The organism is Ancylobacter dichloromethanicus, from assembly GCF_018390645.1.
GTDB classification, from domain to species: Bacteria; Pseudomonadota; Alphaproteobacteria; order Rhizobiales; family Xanthobacteraceae; genus Ancylobacter; species Ancylobacter dichloromethanicus.
Map to the genome: position 1 here is coordinate 54,337 of NZ_JAHBGC010000038.1, position 18,009 is coordinate 72,345.

The 18,009-nt window shown below is 69.2% G+C and carries 19 protein-coding genes and 1 other RNA gene; 9 read left to right on the plus strand and 11 right to left on the minus strand.

Features of this window, described 5'->3' with window-relative positions:
* A partial coding sequence (locus KHC23_RS16530; protein WP_246544693.1) for a L,D-transpeptidase family protein occupies positions 1 to 1,747 on the plus strand: 1,747 nt, incomplete at its 5' end.
* A 286-nt stretch (positions 1,748 to 2,033) separates the two neighbouring features.
* Positions 2,034 to 3,713 carry a peptidoglycan L,D-endopeptidase MepK gene (locus tag KHC23_RS16535; RefSeq protein ID WP_213373832.1) on the plus strand — a complete coding sequence of 560 codons (1,680 nt, stop codon included), beginning with the start codon at positions 2,034 to 2,036 and terminating at the stop codon, positions 3,711 to 3,713.
* 95 nt (positions 3,714 to 3,808) lie between these two features.
* Here KHC23_RS16535 and KHC23_RS16540 read toward each other — a convergent pair whose 3' ends face one another.
* The 3 genes from KHC23_RS16540 to KHC23_RS16550 form a co-directional block, all read right to left on the minus strand.
* Positions 3,809 to 4,093, minus strand: a complete 285-nt coding sequence (locus KHC23_RS16540) for a DUF2312 domain-containing protein (protein WP_213373834.1) — start codon at positions 4,091 to 4,093, stop codon at positions 3,809 to 3,811.
* Between the two features lie 195 nt (positions 4,094 to 4,288).
* Positions 4,289 to 4,591, minus strand: coding sequence for a DUF1244 domain-containing protein (locus tag KHC23_RS16545; protein WP_213373836.1), 303 nt, complete (start codon positions 4,589 to 4,591; stop codon positions 4,289 to 4,291).
* A 27-nt stretch (positions 4,592 to 4,618) separates the two neighbouring features.
* Complete coding sequence (locus tag KHC23_RS16550) at positions 4,619 to 5,467, minus strand: N-formylglutamate amidohydrolase (protein ID WP_213373838.1); 849 nt, start codon at positions 5,465 to 5,467, stop codon at positions 4,619 to 4,621.
* A 177-nt stretch (positions 5,468 to 5,644) separates the two neighbouring features.
* On the opposite strand from KHC23_RS16550, the gene KHC23_RS16555 reads away from it, so the two are divergent.
* Positions 5,645 to 6,937 carry a glycerate kinase type-2 family protein gene (locus KHC23_RS16555; RefSeq protein ID WP_213373840.1) on the plus strand — a complete coding sequence of 431 codons (1,293 nt, stop codon included), beginning with the start codon at positions 5,645 to 5,647 and terminating at the stop codon, positions 6,935 to 6,937.
* Positions 6,906 to 7,469 carry a DUF1036 domain-containing protein gene (locus tag KHC23_RS16560; protein ID WP_213373841.1) on the plus strand — a complete coding sequence of 188 codons (564 nt, stop codon included), beginning with the start codon at positions 6,906 to 6,908 and terminating at the stop codon, positions 7,467 to 7,469. The genes KHC23_RS16555 and KHC23_RS16560 overlap by 32 nt, the downstream gene beginning before the upstream one ends.
* A gap of 108 nt (positions 7,470 to 7,577) precedes the next feature.
* On the opposite strand, the gene KHC23_RS16565 is transcribed toward KHC23_RS16560, so the two are convergent.
* The 6 genes from KHC23_RS16565 to KHC23_RS16590 all read right to left on the minus strand — a co-directional run bounded on the left by KHC23_RS16565 (position 7,578) and on the right by KHC23_RS16590 (position 12,218).
* Entirely contained in the window at positions 7,578 to 9,083 is a 1,506-nt protein-coding gene (locus tag KHC23_RS16565) for a Do family serine endopeptidase (RefSeq protein WP_213374477.1), read from the minus strand.
* A 190-nt stretch (positions 9,084 to 9,273) separates the two neighbouring features.
* Positions 9,274 to 9,459 (minus strand): DUF2065 domain-containing protein, encoded by a 186-nt coding sequence (locus KHC23_RS16570; protein ID WP_213373842.1) that lies wholly within the window; start codon positions 9,457 to 9,459, stop codon positions 9,274 to 9,276.
* 12 nt (positions 9,460 to 9,471) lie between these two features.
* The gene (hflC, locus tag KHC23_RS16575) at positions 9,472 to 10,422 is read right to left on the minus strand and encodes a protease modulator HflC (protein WP_213373843.1); all 951 of its coding nucleotides are present in this window, start codon (positions 10,420 to 10,422) and stop codon (positions 9,472 to 9,474) included.
* Complete coding sequence (hflK, locus tag KHC23_RS16580) at positions 10,419 to 11,573, minus strand: FtsH protease activity modulator HflK (protein ID WP_213373844.1); 1,155 nt, start codon at positions 11,571 to 11,573, stop codon at positions 10,419 to 10,421. The genes hflC and hflK overlap by 4 nt, the downstream gene beginning before the upstream one ends.
* Positions 11,574 to 11,754: 181 nt before the next feature.
* The gene (locus KHC23_RS16585; protein WP_213373845.1) at positions 11,755 to 12,033 is read right to left on the minus strand and encodes a ribbon-helix-helix domain-containing protein; all 279 of its coding nucleotides are present in this window, start codon (positions 12,031 to 12,033) and stop codon (positions 11,755 to 11,757) included.
* A complete protein-coding gene (locus KHC23_RS16590) occupies positions 12,030 to 12,218 on the minus strand; it encodes a DUF4169 family protein (protein ID WP_213373846.1) in 189 nt (62 codons plus the stop codon). The genes KHC23_RS16585 and KHC23_RS16590 overlap by 4 nt, the downstream gene beginning before the upstream one ends.
* Positions 12,219 to 12,619: 401 nt before the next feature.
* Here KHC23_RS16590 and fumC point away from each other — a divergent pair, with 401 nt between their 5' ends.
* Both fumC and KHC23_RS16600 read left to right on the plus strand, forming a co-directional pair.
* Positions 12,620 to 14,011, plus strand: coding sequence for a class II fumarate hydratase (gene fumC / locus KHC23_RS16595; RefSeq protein ID WP_213373848.1), 1,392 nt, complete (start codon positions 12,620 to 12,622; stop codon positions 14,009 to 14,011).
* Between the two features lie 132 nt (positions 14,012 to 14,143).
* On the plus strand, positions 14,144 to 14,761 hold the full coding sequence (locus KHC23_RS16600) for a Spy/CpxP family protein refolding chaperone (protein WP_213373850.1): 618 nt from the start codon (positions 14,144 to 14,146) through the stop codon (positions 14,759 to 14,761).
* A 130-nt stretch (positions 14,762 to 14,891) separates the two neighbouring features.
* On the opposite strand, the gene KHC23_RS16605 is transcribed toward KHC23_RS16600, so the two are convergent.
* Positions 14,892 to 15,371, minus strand: coding sequence for a GNAT family N-acetyltransferase (locus KHC23_RS16605; RefSeq protein WP_213373852.1), 480 nt, complete (start codon positions 15,369 to 15,371; stop codon positions 14,892 to 14,894).
* Positions 15,371 to 16,165, minus strand: a complete 795-nt coding sequence (locus tag KHC23_RS16610) for a thymidylate synthase (protein ID WP_213373854.1) — start codon at positions 16,163 to 16,165, stop codon at positions 15,371 to 15,373. Before KHC23_RS16610 ends, KHC23_RS16605 begins: the two co-directional genes overlap by 1 nt.
* A 195-nt stretch (positions 16,166 to 16,360) precedes the next feature.
* On the opposite strand from KHC23_RS16610, the gene KHC23_RS16615 reads away from it, so the two are divergent.
* The 3 genes from KHC23_RS16615 to KHC23_RS24905 all read left to right on the plus strand — a co-directional run bounded on the left by KHC23_RS16615 (position 16,361) and on the right by KHC23_RS24905 (position 17,951).
* Positions 16,361 to 16,678 (plus strand): hypothetical protein, encoded by a 318-nt coding sequence (locus KHC23_RS16615; protein ID WP_213373856.1) that lies wholly within the window; start codon positions 16,361 to 16,363, stop codon positions 16,676 to 16,678.
* A gap of 43 nt (positions 16,679 to 16,721) precedes the next feature.
* Positions 16,722 to 17,077, plus strand: a transfer-messenger RNA (tmRNA) gene (ssrA, locus tag KHC23_RS16620).
* 52 nt (positions 17,078 to 17,129) lie between these two features.
* Positions 17,130 to 17,951 (plus strand): SspB family protein, encoded by an 822-nt coding sequence (locus KHC23_RS24905; protein WP_213373857.1) that lies wholly within the window; start codon positions 17,130 to 17,132, stop codon positions 17,949 to 17,951.
* Positions 17,952 to 18,009: the final 58 nt, after the last annotated feature.

Genomic DNA, 18,009 nt, shown 5'->3' on the forward strand with positions numbered 1-18,009 from the left:
CGGCGATGCCGCCCGCCTGGGCACCACGCCCCCGGCCGCCGAACCCTTCGCCAGTGGGGCGGCGGCGCCGACGGTCGGCGATGGCGCGCCCGGCACCGGCGCCGCCACACCGGGCGCGGCCACCGCCTCCACCGCGACGCCGGCCGCGTCGGCGAGCGCGACCCCGGGCGTGGCGTCGCCGTCTCCGCAGGTCGCCGAGCAGCAACTGCCGGCGCGCCTGACCGAGATCGTCAGCGGCGAGCTGGCGCGCTTCGCATCCCGCCCGGCCGACCAGCAGGCGCTGGCCGCCTTCTACGCCGCCCGCGCCTTCCAGCCCGCCTTCATCGCCGGCGACCGGCTCTCGCCGCTCGGCCAGGCCGCGCGCGACACCTTCGACTCGGCCGCGAAAGAGGGGCTCGACCCGGCCGACTACGCGGTGCCGCCGCTGCCCGACGGCGCGGGAACGGCGCTGCTGGCGGAGACCGAGATGCGGCTCGCCGCCACGACGCTCACCTATGCCCGCCATGTGCAGAGCGGGCGGTTCGACCCCAAGAGCATTTCCCGGGATGTCGACCCGACCCCGACCGTGCCCGACCCGGCGGGCGTGCTGGCGGCGGTGACGGACGCGCCGGATGCGCGCGCGGCCTTCGCCGGCTTCGCCCCGCAATACGAGCAGTACCGGCGGCTGAAGCAGCGCCTGGCCGAGCTGGCGACCAAGGCGCCGGCGGTGGCGCATGTGCCGATTCCCCCGGGGCCGTCGCTGCGGCCGGGCGAGAGCGACCCGCGCGTGCCGCTGCTGCGCGCGCGCCTTGACGTCGCGCCCGGCGACAATGCGGGGATTGCCGACGACACCTATGATTCGCAGCTGGTGGCGGCGGTGCGCACGTTCCAGCGCCTTTCCGGCCTGTCGACCGACGGCATTGTTGGGCGCGGCACGCTGGCGGCGCTGAACGATATCGGCGCCGACCCGGTGGCCGACATCATCGCCAACATGGAACGCTGGCGCTGGCTGCCGCATGCCGTGGCGCCGGCCTATGTGATGGTGAACATTCCCGAATTCACCGTGCGCGTGGTGGTGGACGAGCGCCCCGTGCACGAGACCCGGGTGGTGGTCGGCAAGCCGGAGACGCAGACGCCGATCATGAGCGAGACCCTGCAGTACGTGGTGTTCAACCCGTCCTGGCACGTGCCGCCGAGCATCATCCGCAACGAGATGCTGCCCAAGCTGCGGGCCGACCCCTATGCGCTGCAGCGGCAGGGGATCGACGTGGTGCGCAATGGCCGCGTCATCGACCCCGGCATGGTGGACTGGCGCCGCGGCACCCAGGGCTATGCCTTCCGCCAGGAGCCGGGCGAGCGCAACGCGCTGGGCCGCATGAAGTTCATGTTCCCCAACAAGCACGCGGTCTATCTGCACGACACGCCGAGCCGGGCGCTGTTCGCCCGCGACCGGCGCGCCTTCAGCCATGGCTGCGTGCGGGTGCACGAGCCGTTGGAGTTCGCCGAGGTGCTGTTCTCGCTCGGCCTGCCGAAGGAGGGCTGGAGCCAGCAGCGGCTGTCGCGCCTGCTTGGCGGCCGGGAGAAATCGCTGCCGCTGAAACAGAAATTCCCGGTGCACCTGGTCTATTTCACCACCTTCGTCGGGGATGACGGGCGGCTGGTGACGCGCGAGGACCTCTACGGCATCAACGCCGCCACCAAGGCCGATCTCGGCCTCGGCGGCGCGCGCCAGTTCGCCGACCGCCGCACGGAGGCGGTGCGGCGCTGAGGCCGCTGGCGGGCACGGCTCGCCCCGATGGCAGCCCCGCACCAGCCAAGCGTGGCATTGAGGGCACGGTCGAGCAGAAAAATTGCCCGACGGAGGTAATCCCTCGCGAATGTGACCGCGCGGCACTCTTTTGCCACAGTCGTTTTCTAGCCAGAGACCCAATAGGCGTGGGGGTGAGGTCGTAACGGCCTCTTAACCAAACCCGAGAAGACTATGTTCACCATGCGCGGTCCGGGCGCTCCTGCCCGTATCGTCTCAGGAAACGTTGAGTATCGGGTTCAAGCCGTTGCGAATCACAGCCGCTCTTCGCTCGTCCAGGCTCGCCAGGGCCGCCGCCATCGCCGCGGTCGCCACGCTGTGCGGCGCCGACCTGCTGCAGGACGCGGTGGCGAATGGCGACACCCGCACGCTCACCTTCCACCATGTCCATTCCGGCGCCACCGCCACGATCACCTTCAAGCGCAATGGCCGCTACGACCCGGCGGCGCTGAAGCAGCTCGATGTCCTGATGCAGGACTGGCGGCGCAAGGAATCGACCAAGATGGACCCCCGGCTGTTCGATATCGTCTGGGAAGTCTATCGCGAGGTCGACGCCACCCAGCCGATCCAGGTGATCGGCGGCTATCGCTCGCCGGCGACCAACGCCATGCTGCGCTCGCGCTCGCGCGGCGTCGCCCAGACCAGCCTGCACATGCAGGGGCGGGCGATGGATTTCTACATTCCCGGCGTGCCGCTGGCGAAGATTCGCGAGGCGGGCCTGCGGCTGCAGCGCGGCGGCGTCGGCTTCTACCCGACCTCCGGCTCGCCTTTCGTGCATCTCGACACCGGCGGCATCCGCCACTGGCCGCGCATGAGCCGGCCGGAACTGGCCCGCGTGTTCCCCAACGGCAAGACCGTCCACGTGCCGGCCGACGGCAAGCCGATGCCGGGCTATGCGCTGGCGCTGGCCGAGGTGGAAGCACGTGGCAAGGAGCCGGGCGGCGCCGGCGCCGCCTTCGCCGGGCTTTCCGGCGGCAATGATCCCAAGCGCAAGGGCGGTGCGAATGGCGGCACGGCCGGCGCGCCGGCCAAGAACATCTTCGCCAGCCTGTTCGGCAAGGATGGCGACGACGAGGAGGAGGCCACGCCGGCCGTCGCCGCTGCGCCGCCCGCCGCCGCGACACCCTCGGCCACGACCCAGCTCGCGCTGGCCGGGCCGGTTCCCTCGCCGATGCCGCGCCCGGCGCTGCCGGCGGGGCCCGCCACGCCCGCCGGAGCGATCGAGGAAGTGGCACCGTTCGAGGTCGCCTCGATCGGGCCGGTGCCGCTGCCGCAGCCCAATCCGCTACCGCGCACGGCCGTCGCCGTCGCCGCTGCGGCACCGGTGCCGCGTCCCGCCGCGCCCGGCGCATCGGCGAGCGACAAGGGCGACCTCGCCGCGCTGGCCGCCGCCATTCCGCTGCCCGGCACGCCCGAGGCGGCCACCGACCGGCAGATCGCCACCGCGCTCTCGGTGGCGCCGGTGCGCGCCGGCGAGAGCGGCGGGCTGCCGGAGGTGATCGTGCGCGGCACCGGCGGCGCGGGCCCCGCGCTCGCCTATGCCGACGCCGCCGGCAGCCTGTTCTCCGCCCCGCGCCTGCAGCCCGGCCGTGCGCCGGAGCCGGAGGCGGCGCCCGCCCGCGCTTCGCGCCCTGCACCGTCGCAGGCCGCGCAGGCCCGCAAGCCGCAGCCCTATTCGCCGGACATGGTGGCGCAGATCCGCCGCCTGTTCGCCGGCCCCAGCGTCGCCCGGAACGTTTCGATGCACCTGCCGGAGCTGCGCCGCTTCGCCGCCTTCGTGCTGCCGCCGCGCCGCATCGTCGCCGCGCGGTTCCGCCGCGAGGGCGCGGGCGGCCTGTCGACCACGCAGTTCTCCGGCGAGGCGGTGGTGGCGGTGCCGGTGGTGGCGATGATGACCGGCCCCGCCCCGCTCAAGAAGCCGCTCTGACCTTCGCTGACATAGGCTGGAAACGGCGCGGGCGGCCCTGAGGCCGCCCGGTCGCTCTGATTCGGTTGTCGGGCCGCACCGAGGCGGCGGCCGCGTCAGTCGCTGGCGAGCATGCCCAGCGCCTGCATGTAGAGGTCGACGATCGCCTCATGCTCTGCCCGCTGGTCGGCGTCCTGCTTGCGGATCTTGAGGATCTCGCGCAGCGCCTTGGTGTCGAAGCCGGTGCCCTTGGCCTCGGCGAACACGTCCTTGATGTCGTCGGCGATGGTCTTCTTCTCTTCCTCAAGCCGCTCGATGCGCTCAATGAAGGATTTGAGCTGTTCCTTGGCGAAGCCGGCGGCGGCGTCGGACAGGGGCTGGTCGTTGGGAATATCGGACATGTTTTCTCCGGAGCGGCGGGCGGGGCCCGGCATCTAGACGGCAAATCGGGCGGCGATGAGGAGCGCAAGCGCGGCGGGCCGTCAAGGCGAAGCGGCGCGCCGCCGGCCCTTGCGCGGCGGCTGACCCCGCTATCCACCGCCAATCCGGCCGCCAAGGCGCCACGGCGACCGGCGACGTGCCGCCGGTGCGGCGCCTCAGTGCGCGCCGGGGCCGGGAAAGGCAGCTTTCTGCTCCGGCGTCGCCTCGCTCTGGTGGCGCGCCTTCCATTCCTCGTAAGGCATGCCGTAGACCGCCTCGCGGCCTTCGTCCTTGGTGAGCGGCACGCCGCGCTCGCTGGCCGCGTCGACCAGCCAGTTGGACAGGCAGTTGCGGCAGAAGCCGGCCATGTTCATCAGGTCGATGTTCTGCACGTCGGTGCGGGCGCGCAGATGCGCGACGAGGCGGCGGAAGGCGGCGGCCTCCAGCTCGGTGCGGGTGGTGTCGTCGAGTTCGCTCATCGGAGCCTCCCGGTAGGGGTGTTCCGCTCAGATGGGGGGTATCGGGCCGGTGCGCGAGCCATAGGCACGCATTTCGTGCAGTTCCGGCCGGGCGAGGATCTCCGGCAACAGGCCGGCGAGCCGGTCGGCCCAGGCGCGCTGGCCCTCAACCTCGGCGATCAGGTCCTGGCGGATTTCCAGCAGTGTGTTGGCAAGGCCGCGCAACGTGGCGTGGCGATAGAGGCAGTCGCCGCGCAGCGCGCCGTCATAGGGCTCGTTGTCGCCGACGATGAGGTCACCGGGCGCCTCCAGCGCGTCGATCAGTTCGCGGGTGAAGCGCGGGTCGCTGTCCCACAGCACGGCGGCGTGCCAGGGCTGGGCGAGGCCGCGCCACACCGGCGTGAAACTGTGCAGCGACAGCAGCACCGGCACCACGCCCTGCGCCAGCGCGGCCTCGATCTCGTCGTCGATGGCGTCGTGGTAGGGGCGATGGAAGCGCGCCAGCCGGCGCTCGATCTCCGCCTCGTCGACATGGCGGTTGCCGGGGACCACCGCGCCGTCGGACAGACGCATCACCAGAGTGGGGTCGTCCTCGCCGCGGTTGGGGTCGATCAACAGGCGCGAATAGCGCGTGAGCACGGCCGGGCAGCCCAGCCGGTGCGCCAGCATGCGGGTGACGCCGGCGGCGCCGATATCGTAGCCGATATGCCGCTCCAGCTCGGCCTTGGGCAGGCCGAGCGAGCCATATCCCGGCGGCAGGGCGTTGGCGGCGTGGTCGCACAGCAGGATAAGCCCACAGGTCCGCGCGCCGGGAATCCGCTCGAAGGCGGGGAACGGCGCGCAGGTGTCGGCGGCGCTGTCGGTCGCGGTGGAGCCATCTGTCGTGAGGCGGCGCATTATTGCCCGTGAGCTGCGGCGAAGTGTTCAACAGGATATCGACGTGACGCCTGCCGTGCCATAGGAATACGCCCGTTTCGCGTCGCGCGGGGCGGGATTCGCGTGCCCCCGCGCGCAATAAGCAAAGGCTGGCCACTGGACCGGCAGGAGGGCCCTTCGGGGGCAGGGTAGGGTGTGATGACTGACGTTTCGGCGCGTAGCTTTCTCGATCGCCTGTTCACCGCCGCTGTCGCGGCCGCCCACCCCTCGACCTGCCTGCCGCCGGCGCTGCCACCACCCCCCGCCCATGGCCGCCTGATCCTGCTGGCGGCCGGCAAGGCCGCCGGCTCGATGCTGGAAGTCGCCGAGCGGCATTATCTCGACGAGATGGGCGTCGATCCGGCCCGGCTGGTAGGCATCGGCGTCGCCCGCCACGGCTATGGCCGCCCCACCCGCCAGCTAGAGATGGTCGAGGCCGGCCACCCGGTGCCGGACGCGGCGGGCCTCGCCGGGGCGCAGAAGGCGATCGACCTCGCCGCCTCGGCCACCGCCGACGACCTCGTGCTGGTGCTGCTCTCGGGCGGCGCCTCGGCCAACTGGATCGCCCCGGCCGAAGGCGTCGAACTCGACGACAAGCGGGCGCTGACCCGCGCCCTGCTGCGCTCCGGCGCCAACATCACCGAGATCAACACGGTGCGCAAGCACCTCTCGGGCATCAAGGGGGGGCGGCTCGCGGCGCTGGCCCAGCCGGCCCGGCTGGTCACGCTGTCGGTTTCCGACGTGCCGGGCGACGACCCGGCGGTGATCGGTTCCGGCCCGACCGTGCCCGACCCGACCACACTCGCCGAAGCCCGCGACGTGCTCGCGCGCTACCGCATCGACCCGCCGCCCTCGGTCGCGGTGGCGCTGCGCGATCCCGCCAACGAATCGCCCAAGCCCGGCGACGCCGCTTTCGCCGGCTCGCAGTACATCCTGATCTCGCGGCCGGCGGATTCCTTCGTCGCGGCGGAAAAGATCGCCCGCGAGGCCGGCATCGAGCCGATCCTGCTCGGCGACAATCTGGAGGGCGAGGCGCGCGAGGTGGCGGACGCGCAGGCGGCGACGGCTAAGGAGCTGAAGGCGGCGGGCCGCAGGGCGGTGCTGCTCTCGGGCGGGGAACTCACCGTTACCATGCGCGGCCAGGGCCGGGGCGGCCCGAACCAGGAATACGCGCTGGCGCTCGCGGTGGCGCTCGACGGGGCGCCGGGCATCTATGCGGTGGCCGGCGACACCGACGGCACCGATGGCGGCGGCGGCGACGCCTCCGACCCGGCCGGCGCCTATGTGATGCCGGACACGCTGGCGCGGGCGCGGGCGGCGGGTCTCGATCCTGCCGCCTTTCTCGCCAATAACGATTCGACCAGCTTCTTCGAGCCCCTCGGGGACCTTCTCACGCCGGGGCCGACCTGCACGAACGTCAATGATTTCCGAGCCGTTCTCGTCGACGAGTGACACTTATCGCCAAGGCGCGGCCGCTGGTGACGCGGCGCGCCGGGGCGGCGCGGTGACGCGCGTGCTGCTGGCGGCGGTGCTGGCGGTGCCGGTGCTGGCCGCGCTGATGCCGCAGCCGGCGGCGGCGGATTTCCGCCTGTGCAACCGTTCCAGCAGCCGGGTGGGCATCGCGCTCGGCTACAAGGACGGCAATGCCTGGTCCACCGAGGGCTGGTGGAACATCGCCGCCAATAGCTGCGAGACGCTGCTGCGCGGCGACCTGGTCGCGCGCTTCTACTATGTCTACGCCATCGACTACGATCTCGGCGGCGAGTGGGCCGGAAAGGCCTTCATGTGCACGCGCGAGAAGGAATTCACCATTCGCGGCATCCAGGACTGCCTGGCGCGCGGCTTCGACCGCACCGGCTTCTTCGAGGTCGACACCCACGAACAGAAGAGCTGGACCGTGCAGCTCACCGAGAGCAAGACCTCGCAGGCCGAGGCCGCTCTGCCGCCGGGCGGGCCGCCGCCCTTGCCGCCGCCGCGGCCCTGATCGCCGCCCCGCTCCTCGCCCGCTCCTCGCGACATTTCCCGGAAATGACGACCCCGGAGCACGCGCCCCGGGGCGTATCCGCAACAGACGAGGCCGGGCCCGGCCCGATCACTCGATCGGCAGCGCGGTGAAGCGGACCTCGCCCTCGGGGTCCGCCACCATCAGCAGCGCCGAGCGGCGGCCTTCCGTCTTCAGCGCGGCGACGCGCTCCTCGACATCCCCCGGGGTCAGCGTGACCTCCTGGTTGATCTCGACGATGAGGTTGCCCGGCGCGATACCGCGCTCGGCGGCGACCGAGCCAGCGTCGACCGCCATCACCACCACGCCCTTGAGCTCGTCCTTGATCTTGAAGCGGGTGCGCAGCTCGGGCGTCATCTCCGCCATCTCGATGCCCAGCAGCTTGCTGGTTTCCACCGGCGGCGGGGCGTCCGGCTTCGGCTCGGGGGTCTCGGCGGCGCTGGGCGAGGGGGTGCCCTCGTCGAGCCGGCCGACCACCAGCGTGAGCGTCTGCTCCTCGCCCTTGCGGATGACGACGACGGAGACTTCCTTGTCGACCGGCGTGTCGGCGACGATGATCGGCAGCGCCCGCATGTCCTTCACTTCCTTGCCGTCGAAGCTGACGACGACATCGCCCGCCTTGAGGCCGCCCTTGGCGGCCGGCCCGTCCTCGTTCACCGAGCCGACCAGCGCCCCGCGCGCGCTGTCCAGCGACAGGCTTTCGGCGATTTCCGGGGTGACCTGCTGGATGCGCACGCCGATCCAGCCGCGCCGGGTCTCGCCGAACTCCTTGAGCTGGGCGACGATCGGGATGGCGGTGTTGGAGGGCACGGCGAAGCCGATGCCGATGGAGCCGCCGGAGGGCGAGATGATGGCGGTGTTGATGCCGATCACCTCGCCGTCCATGTTGAACAGCGGGCCGCCGGAATTGCCGCGGTTGATGGCGGCGTCGGTCTGCAGGAAATTGTCGTAGGGGCCGGAATTGATGTCGCGGTTGCGGGCGGAGATGACGCCCACGGTGAGCGTGCCGCCGAGGCCGAACGGGTTGCCGATCGCCATCACCCAGTCGCCGACGCGCAATATGTCGGAATTGCCGAACTTCACCGCCTTGAGCGGCTTGTCGGGGTCGGGCGTCACCTTGAGCAAAGCGAGGTCGATCTTGGTGTCGCGGCCGACGATTTCCGCCTTCAGCTTCGTGCCGTCGGCGAAATTGGCGAACACCTCGTCGGCGTCGGCGATGACGTGATTGTTGGTGACGATGAAGCCGGCCTCGTCGATGACGAAGCCCGAGCCGAGCGAGGAGACGCGGCGCGGGGCCTGATCCTCGCCCTGCTGCTGGCGGCGCTTGAAGAACTCCTCGAAGAATTCCTCGAAGGGCGAGCCGGGCGGCAGTTCCGGCGTCGGCACGCTGCGCGAGGGGGCGACGGTCTGCGAGGTGGAGATGTTGACCACCGCGTCCATGATGAGAGCGGCGGTGTCGGCGACCGTGTCGGGACCCTTGACCGCGGCGGCACCCGCCGGCTGCGGGGCGGCGACGAGGCTGGCGGCCAGCGAAGCGGCGATGAGCGTGGCGGCGGCGAGACGCCGGGCGAGGCGGCCGAACGCCAGCGGTTGCATGGGGGCAGACGGGCCGGGCCGACCGATGACGAGACGCTCAAGGCAGTGGTTCATGAAGCCTCCTTGGCGCCGCCGCGCCGAACCGGGCGGCACGGCCGGAAGCCGTGCGCCAAGCCAAACGCTACCCGCCGCTAGAAGCGATGCAAGCCAAAAGAGCGCGAGGACGCAGGGGCATGACGCCCCTGCCGGCTTATCCCCGGATCAGCCAGACGATGGCGACGCCGATGACGGCGCCGACAATGCCGGCGACCCGCAGCGGCGAATCGGGCAGGTGCCCGATCGCCTCGGCAGAGCGGCGCACCGCACCCGGTGCGGCCGCAAGCACCAGCCCCTCGATCACCAGCACGAGGCCGAGCGCGACGATGAGATCATACATCGTCGCGCCGCGTCAGTTGGCGGGGGTGGCCGGCGCGGCCGGCTGTGCCGGGGCTGCGGCGGCCGGTGCGGCGGGGGAAGCCAGCGCTCCCTCCGGGCGGGCGGCCGGATTGCCGAAGAAACGGAAGAATTCCGAATCCGGCGCCAGCAGCATCCGCGTGTCCGAGCCCTTCAGCGAGGCTTCATAGGCCTGCATCGACCGGTAGAAGTCGAAGAAGCCCCGGTCCTGGTTGTAGGCCTGCGCGAAGATATCGTTGCGCAGCGCCTCGCCCTCACCACGCAGCTTGTCGGCGGTGGCATTGGCCTCGGCGACGATGATCGTCGAATCGCGGTCGGCGCGGGAGCGGATGGTCTGCGCGGCCTCGCCGCCCTGGGCGCGGATTTCGGCCGCCTCGCGCTGACGCTCGGTCTGCATGCGCTGGAACACCGCCTGGCTGTTGGCTTCCGGCAGGTCGGCGCGGCGGATGCGCACATCGATGATGTTGATGCCGAAGCCGGCCGCCTCGCGGTTCACCTGATCGCGGATACGCGCCATCAGGTTCTCGCGCTGGTCGCGCACCACGTCGATGAAGGTGGATTCGCCCAGCACCCGTCGCAGCGACGAGTTGAGCACCGTGGCGAGACGCGAATTGGCGCCCTCAATGGTGCCCACCGACTGGTAGAAGCGCAGCGGATTGACGATGCGGTAGCGCGCGAAGGCGTCCACCACGAGGCGCTTCTGGTCGGAGGCGATCACTTCCTGGGACGGGTTTTCGAGATCCAGGATGCGGTTGTCGATGAGGATCACGCTGTCGACCAGCGGAATCTTGGCGTGCAGGCCCGGATCCTCGATGACGCGGATGGGCTCGCCCAGCCGCAGCACGAGCGCCTGCTGGGTCTGGTAGACGCTGAACAGGGACGAATAGAGCACGATCAGGACGGCGGCGACGAGGATCGCGAGAATGAGACCGACACTGTTTCTCATTTCGCGGCTCCCTGGCCGGCGGCCGCAGCGGTGCCGCTGCCGGTGAGCGGGGCGAGCGGCAGATAGGGCACGACTCCAGAGGAGCCGCCCGCCGCAGGATCGATGATCACCTTGTCCATTCCGCCGAACACGCGTTCCATTGTTTCGAGATAGAGGCGCTGGCGCGTGACTTCGGGCGCCTTCTGGTACTCGCCCAGAACGCTCAGGAAGCGCGCCGCCTGGCCGCGGGCTTCGATGATGGCCCGCTCCTTGTAACCTTCGGCGCCCTGGGTGATGCGCGCGGCGTCGCCTCGGGCTTCCGGCACCACGCGGTTGGCATAGGCCTGGGCCTCGTTCTGCAGACGCTCGGCGTCGGCACGCGCGGCCTGGACGTCGCGGAAGGCGTCGATCACCTGCGAGGGCGGGTCGACCTTCTGCAACTGGACCTGGGTCACGAGAACGCCGGCCTTGTAGGTGTCGAGCGTGCGCTGCATGAGTTCCTGCACCGCCGTCTCGATGTTCTGCCGGGCGCCGGTGAGGATCGGCTGGATGTCGGTGCGCCCGACCACCTCGCGCATGGCGCTCTCGGCCACCGCCTTGATGGTGCCCTGCGGGTTCTGCACGTTGAACAGGAAGTCGGCGGCGCCGACATCTTCCAGCGAACCGGAGGCCGCGGGCTTCACCATCCAGAACACGGCGAAGTCGACGTCGACGATGTTCTCGTCGCCGGTCAGCATCTGGCTTTCTTCCGCCACGTCGCGCGCGGCCGCACCGCGGCGCGGGTCCTCGCCGGTGCGCAGGCCGATATCGATGCGGTTGACGCGGGTGACCTGGGGGGTCAGCACGGTCTCGATCGGGTAGGGCAGGTGGTAGTTGAGGCCGGGATTGGTGGTCCCGACGAATTTTCCGAAGCGCAGCACCACGCCCTGCTCGTCGGGCTCGACGCGGTAGAAACCGGAGAGCATCCAGGCGACCAGGGCCAGAACGACCACGATCACGATGCCCTTGCCGCTGCCGAAGCCGCCGGGAATGGCCGTGCGCAGCTTTTCCTGGCCGCGGCGGATGAGATCTTCAAGATCGGGAGAGTTCGGACCCGACGATTGCGGACCAGTGCCCCAGGGGCCGCGCGGACCACCGCCCCATGGCCCGCCGCTCTGGTTCTTCCATGACATTCCGCGCCAACTCCGTTTGCGCGCCCGGCATTGTCCGGGCTCGCAAGCGCAGAACCGGCAGACGCCACCGTGCAACAAAAACCCGCGCCTCGCCTTCGATCAGCGCGACGAGGCGTTTATAGGTGACGAGGCATCAGGTTACAACGCGCCGCCACCTCACGATATGGGGTCTGCGACGGGTTTACGCAACGGTAGAGCGCATGGATCCGTTGCGTTCCGACATTTCAGCCGGTTCGCGGGCCGCAGAGGGGCTGCGGTAATGCGCCAGGACATAAAGACGGATCGCAGAAGACAGGTTGCCCTGATTGCGTCCCGAATCGATCGAGGCAACTATTTCCGACAGAGTGCTGCGCCGGTTGGCCGCGATCTCCTTGAGAGCGTCCCAGAACTGGTCTTCCAGACTGACGCTCGTCTTGTGCCCTGCAATCACGATCGATCGCTTCACCACGGGGCTCTTCATGTGTCGTCCTCTCGTATACGCCTGTGCCCTTCGAGCATGTCGTCCTGCTTCCGTTGCCTGGCCGCTTCCAACTCACGCTGAACCTTTGTCCGGCCGAATTCAGAACGCCGGACCGCGGCTGTTTGTTCCGCCTGGGATCGCGCGATCCGCTTGCGGTGGCGGTTGAGATTCAGGATGTCGCCCATGGGCGCCGGGGCTCCGTTGATGGGGGTCGCAGAGTCCTGCGCGCGGGCTTCATTAGTGCTCTCATAATATCGACAATAATTAGTCCTTTCCAAGAATTTGACACAACTTGGCAATGAAAGGCCTCTCGCCCCGAAGAGGGTGCGGGGTCGTTGCAGGTAGCGGGCTGGCGGAGCGCTTCTCTGCGATTAGCGGTAAAATAACCCGGCTAAAACCGGCCGGAAGGGCAGTTGTCCCCGTGGCTGTCACGTATTTGTGATCTTGATGTCGGGAACTGGTGCCAACACGGCGCTCGCCCGAGGCCGCATTTCACCCCTTCGCGTCGCGTGCTAAACCGGCGCCGATCCGGTGTCCGGCCGCCTGGGCACCCCCTTGCAACGCCTGTCCCCGAGAGGCTTTGACGATGAGCAACACCCGCACCGAAACCGATACGTTCGGGCCCATCGAGGTAGAGAACGACAAGTATTGGGGCGCGCAGGCGCAGCGTTCGCTCGGCAATTTCAAGATCGGCTGGGAGAAGCAGCCGCTGCCGGTGGTGCGCGCGCTGGGCATCGTCAAGCGGGCGGCGGCGGAAACCAACCGGGAACTCGGCCATCTCGATGCGACGCTCGCCGCGGCCATCGTCGAGGCGGCACAGGAGGTGATCGACGGCAAGCTCGACGCGCATTTCCCGCTCGCCGTCTGGCAGACCGGCTCGGGCACGCAGTCGAACATGAACGCCAATGAGGTGATCTCGAACCGCGCCATCGAGATTCTGGGCGGCACGCTCGGTTCCAAGAAGCCGGTGCACCCGAACGACCACGTCAATATGAGCCAGTCGTCCAACGACACCTACCCGACGGCGATGCATGTCGCCGCCGCCGAGGAGATCGTCCAGCGCCTGGTGCCCGCCCTCGCCAAGCTGCGCGACGCGCTGGGCGAGAAGGCCGCGCAGTGGCAGCACATCATCAAGATCGGCCGCACCCATACCCAGGACGCCACGCCGCTGACGCTCGGCCAGGAGTTTTCCGGTTACACCCAGCAGGTGGCGATCGGCATCGAGCGAATCGAGCAGAGCCTGCCGCGGCTGATGGAACTGGCGCAGGGCGGCACCGCCGTGGGAACCGGCCTCAACGCGCCGATCGGCTTCGCCGAGAAAGTCGCGGAGAAGATCGCCGCCATCACCGGGCTGCCCTTCACCACGGCGCCGAACAAGTTCGAGGCGCTGGCCGCCCATGACGCCATGGTGTTCGCGCACGGGGCGATCAACACGGTGGCGGTGTCGCTGTTCAAGATCGCCAACGACATCCGCCTGCTCGGCTCGGGCCCGCGCTCGGGCCTCGGCGAATTGTCGCTGCCGGAGAACGAACCGGGTTCCTCGATCATGCCGGGCAAGGTGAACCCGACCCAGTGCGAGGCGCTGACCCAGGTGTGCGTGCAGGTGTTCGGCAACAACGCCGCGCTGAGCTTCGCCGGCAGCCAGGGCCATTTCGAACTGAATGTCTACAATCCCGTCATGGCCTATAATTTCCTGCAGTCGGTGCGCCTGCTGGCCGATGCGGCGATCAGCTTCACCGACAATTGCGTCGTCGGCATCGCCCCGCGCGAGGACAACATCAAGGCGGCGCTGGAACGCTCGCTGATGCTGGTCACCGCGCTGGCGCCGAAGATCGGCTACGACAACGCGGCCAAGATCGCCAAGACCGCGCACAAGAACGGCACCACCCTGCGCGAGGAAGCGGTCGGCGGGGGCTATGTTACCAATGAGGAATTCGATGCGGTCGTTCGTCCGGAAAAGATGATATCGCCTGGTTAATGAATATTCATCAATATGAATGCCCGTTCATCTATGTTTCGGAAGGTAATAGAGGTACATTACCGAAGTTTCATTTGAACATCGTCAGTCCCTGACCCAACATCGGCCTCACCTTAACAGGAGATGAGGCCGATGAAACGCACGATCATTGCCGCAACCGCCGCCGCCCTGCTCGCCGGTGTCACTTTCGGCGTCGCCGCGCCGAAATCCGGCATGGGTGAGCATGCCCGTCCCAGCCCGGCGCAGATGGCCGAGTTCGCCGGCGCCATGAGCGACGCGCGCATCGCCGCGCTCAAGGCCGGGCTGCGCCTGAGCGCCGAGCAGGAAAAATTGTGGCCGGCGCTGGAGACCGCCCTGCAGCAGGCGGCCAAGGAGCGGATGGACCGGCGCGCCGAGCGCCGGGCCGAGCAGGCGGACCGGCCCGACGGCGAGCGTCCCGACGTGATCGAACGCCTGCGCGCGCAGGCCGACGGCATGATCGGGCGTGGCGAGACGATGAAGAAGGTCGCCGACGCCGCGGCCCCGCTCTATGACAGCCTCGACGAGGGGCAGCAGCGCCGCTTCGCCATCCTGTTCAAGCATGCGGAGCATCCGCGCATGGCGTTTGCCGGCCGGCACGGCGAGGGCAAGCATGGCCCGCATCGCTTCGGCCCCGGCCGCCATGGCGCGGACGGGCCGATGCACCATCGCATGCCGCCCGGCCCGATGGACGATGGGCCCGATGGCGGCCCGGACGGCGAGCCGCTCTGAGCGGCTCCCCGCTGGACCGACAACCCGAGCGGCTTCGCTCGCACCTGCCGCCGGCCTCGCGCCGGCGGCTTTTTCATGCGCACAGGGCTGCGCGGGCAGGGGCCGCGCGCGAAGGGCCTGTCGCGAAGAATCAGCCCGCCGCCAGCTTTTCCAGCGCTTCGCCCGTCACGCGCTGCATCGTCCAGGCGTCGAGCGGCACGGCGCCGAGCGAGCGGTAGAAGCGGACGGCCGGCGCGTTCCAGTCCAGCACGTTCCATTCGAAGCGGCCAAGCTCCTCGGCGAGGCAGCGCCGGGCGAGGCCCCGCATCAGCGCCGTGGCGATGCCGCGTCCGCGAAAGGCGGGACGCACGAAGATGTCTTCCAGGAAGATGCCGTGCCGGCCGCGGAAGGTGGAGAAGGTGTAGTACCAGAGCGCGAAGCCGGCCGGCGCGCCCTCCCATTCGGCGATATCGCAGAAGACCCGTGGCTGCGGCCCGAACAGGTCGCGGGCGAAATCCGGCTCGGTCGCTTCCACCTCGTGCAGCAGCTTCTCGTAATCGGCGAGCTCGCGCACGAAGGCGAGAATAAGCGCGGCATCGTCCGGCCGGGCGGGGCGGAGGGCGAGGGACATCAGACCGCCACCGGCGCCTTGATCGCCGGGTGCGGATCATAGCCCTCGATGGCGATGTCCTCGAAGCGGAAGGCGAAGAGGTCGCCCACCTCCGGGTTCAGCTTCAACTGCGGCAGGGCGCGCGGGGCGCGCGAGAGCAGCTCGTGCACCTGTTCGAGGTGGTTGAGATAGATGTGCGCGTCGCCGAAAGTGTGGACGAAATCGCCGACCTTCAGCCCCGTCACCTGCGCCATGAGGTGGGTGAGCAGCGCATAGGAAGCGATGTTGAACGGCACGCCGAGGAAGATGTCGGCCGAGCGCTGGTAGAGCTGGCAGGAGAGCCGCCCGTCCTGCACGTAGAACTGGAACAGGCAGTGGCAGGGCGGCAGCGCCATTTTCGGCACGTCGGCCGGGTTCCACGCCGAGACGATCAGCCGGCGCGAATCAGGGTTGCGGCGGATATCGGCGAGGACCTGCGCGATCTGGTCGATGACGCCGCCCTGCCCATCCGGCCAGGAGCGCCATTGATGGCCGTAGACCGGCCCGAGATCGCCGTTGGCATCGGCCCATTCGTCCCAGATCGAGACGCCGTTTTCCTTGAGATAGGCGATGTTGGTGTCGCCGGCGAGGAACCACAGCAATTCGTGGATGATGGAGCGCAGGTGCAGCTTCTTGGTGGTGACGAGCGGAAACCCCTCGGAGAGGTCGAACCGCATCTGGTGGCCGAACACCGACAGCGTGCCGGTGCCGGTGCGGTCGTCCCGGCGCGTGCCCTCGCGCAGCACCCGTTCCAGAAGCTGGTGATATTGCCGCATGCCGGTGGTCCCTGAGGCGTTCCTGCCCACTATATATAGCATGCCGTGGCGGCGGCGCATTGGCCGCCCGCACGCTATCGACAGTTCATTGCCCACGTGGGGAGAACGACCCAGGAGGCGGCGGTAACGGGGAACATTCCCGCCGGGCCCGACTTGTTCCCGGGCGGCCAGAGACGAAGGTCGAGGGAGGAACACATGACCCGAAGCACAGACGCGCTCAACACCGAGCTGCATCGCCTGCGCATGCATCTGAACCTGCTGGAGAAGGACACGACGCATCCGCTCGATTTCACCGTCGAGCATTCGCACACCGCGCCGGCGCTGGTGCTGCGCGGAGGGCAGGCGCTGCGCAGCGCGCATTCCGACGTGCGGCTCGACTACGACATGGTGCGGGAGCTGGTGCTGGGGGCGCTGCGGGCCTCGATCGCCGAACTGGAGCAGAAGCTGTTCGGCACGGTGGGCGGCAACCGGCCGATCGAGCATCTGCAATATGGCGACCAGACCGAAGCGTGAGGGCGCCGGGGATCGGCGATCGGGCTGGGGGCATCGCGCATGCCCCCTTCCAACCGGGCGGGCGAACCCCTATATTCGTTTTGCCGACGCAAGCCGGCTATGGCGATAAACGGACATCGGAATAAACTCTTCGGACCCGGGGGCAGTACCCGGCGCCTCCACCCGAGCCCATCGAGAACGGTGGTTTCCGGCGGGGGCGAAACAGGATCGACGAGAGCGTAAAGGGTCTTCTTTCGCCCGGCATGGTACCGCCGTCATCGGACCAAACATATAGTTGCCAACGACAACTATGCTCCGGTTGCTCAGGCCGCGTGAGCGGTTTGATCTACGGAAAATAAGTCCAAGCGGGTAGCACCGTGAGGCGGGGTTCGCAGGCACCTGGCAACAGAAGCCTGCACTTCATTCTCTCGTCCTACTGGCAGTCAGGGCTGAAATCGGGTTCATTGCCGGCATGAGCGTCGATCTGATCCGATATGACCTGCTGGTGCAGGATGCGTTGCGCGGCGTCGTTGGCCGCGTCCTTACCGATGTCGCCCGCGACGGGCTGCCCGGGGAGCACCATCTCTATCTCGCCTTCGATACCTGCGCGCCCGGCGTGCGGATTTCGCCGCGCCTGAAGGAGCGCTACCCGGAGGAGATGACGATCGTGCTCCAGCACCAGTTCTGGGACCTGATCGTCACCGAGCAGTTCTTCGAGGTCGGGCTGTCGTTCAACGGCATTCCCGAGCGGCTGCACGTGCCGTTCGAGGCGCTGAAGGGCTTCTTCGATCCGTCCGTCAAGTTCGGGCTGCAGTTCGAGCCGCTCGACGAGGCGGAGGACGGGGACGAGGCCGCCGACAGCATCACCGATCCCGATATCGCGCCGCCGACGCCGTTCGGCGAGGGCCGGCCGACCTCGGTTCCCTCCACCCGCGGGCCCTCGCGGCTGGCCGAGGTGACGCCCCGGGGCGCGCCGGAAAAGCCCGCCACGTCGCGGACCGACGGGGCCAGCAGGCCGGCGGCGGCGCGGCCCACCGGCCCCGTCGCCGTGCCGGCCGCCAAAGCGTCGCCGAAGCCGGCGGACGGCAAGCCTCAGGATGGCAAGCCTCAGGATGGCGACGGCTCTGCGGGGGCCAGATCGGGCGACGCCAAACCTTCAGACGCCAAACCGGCGGAAACAAAGCCGGCGGGGGCGAAGGCCGGGCCGAAGAAGGTGACGGACGAGGGCGAACCGAAGGATGACGGTCCCGGCGGCGCGCAGGTCGTGCGGCTCGATGCGTTTCGCAAGAAATAGCGCGGCCGCCGGACGTCGAATCACCGCGCCTCGTCGCCGCAACGCCGTCGCCCCTCGC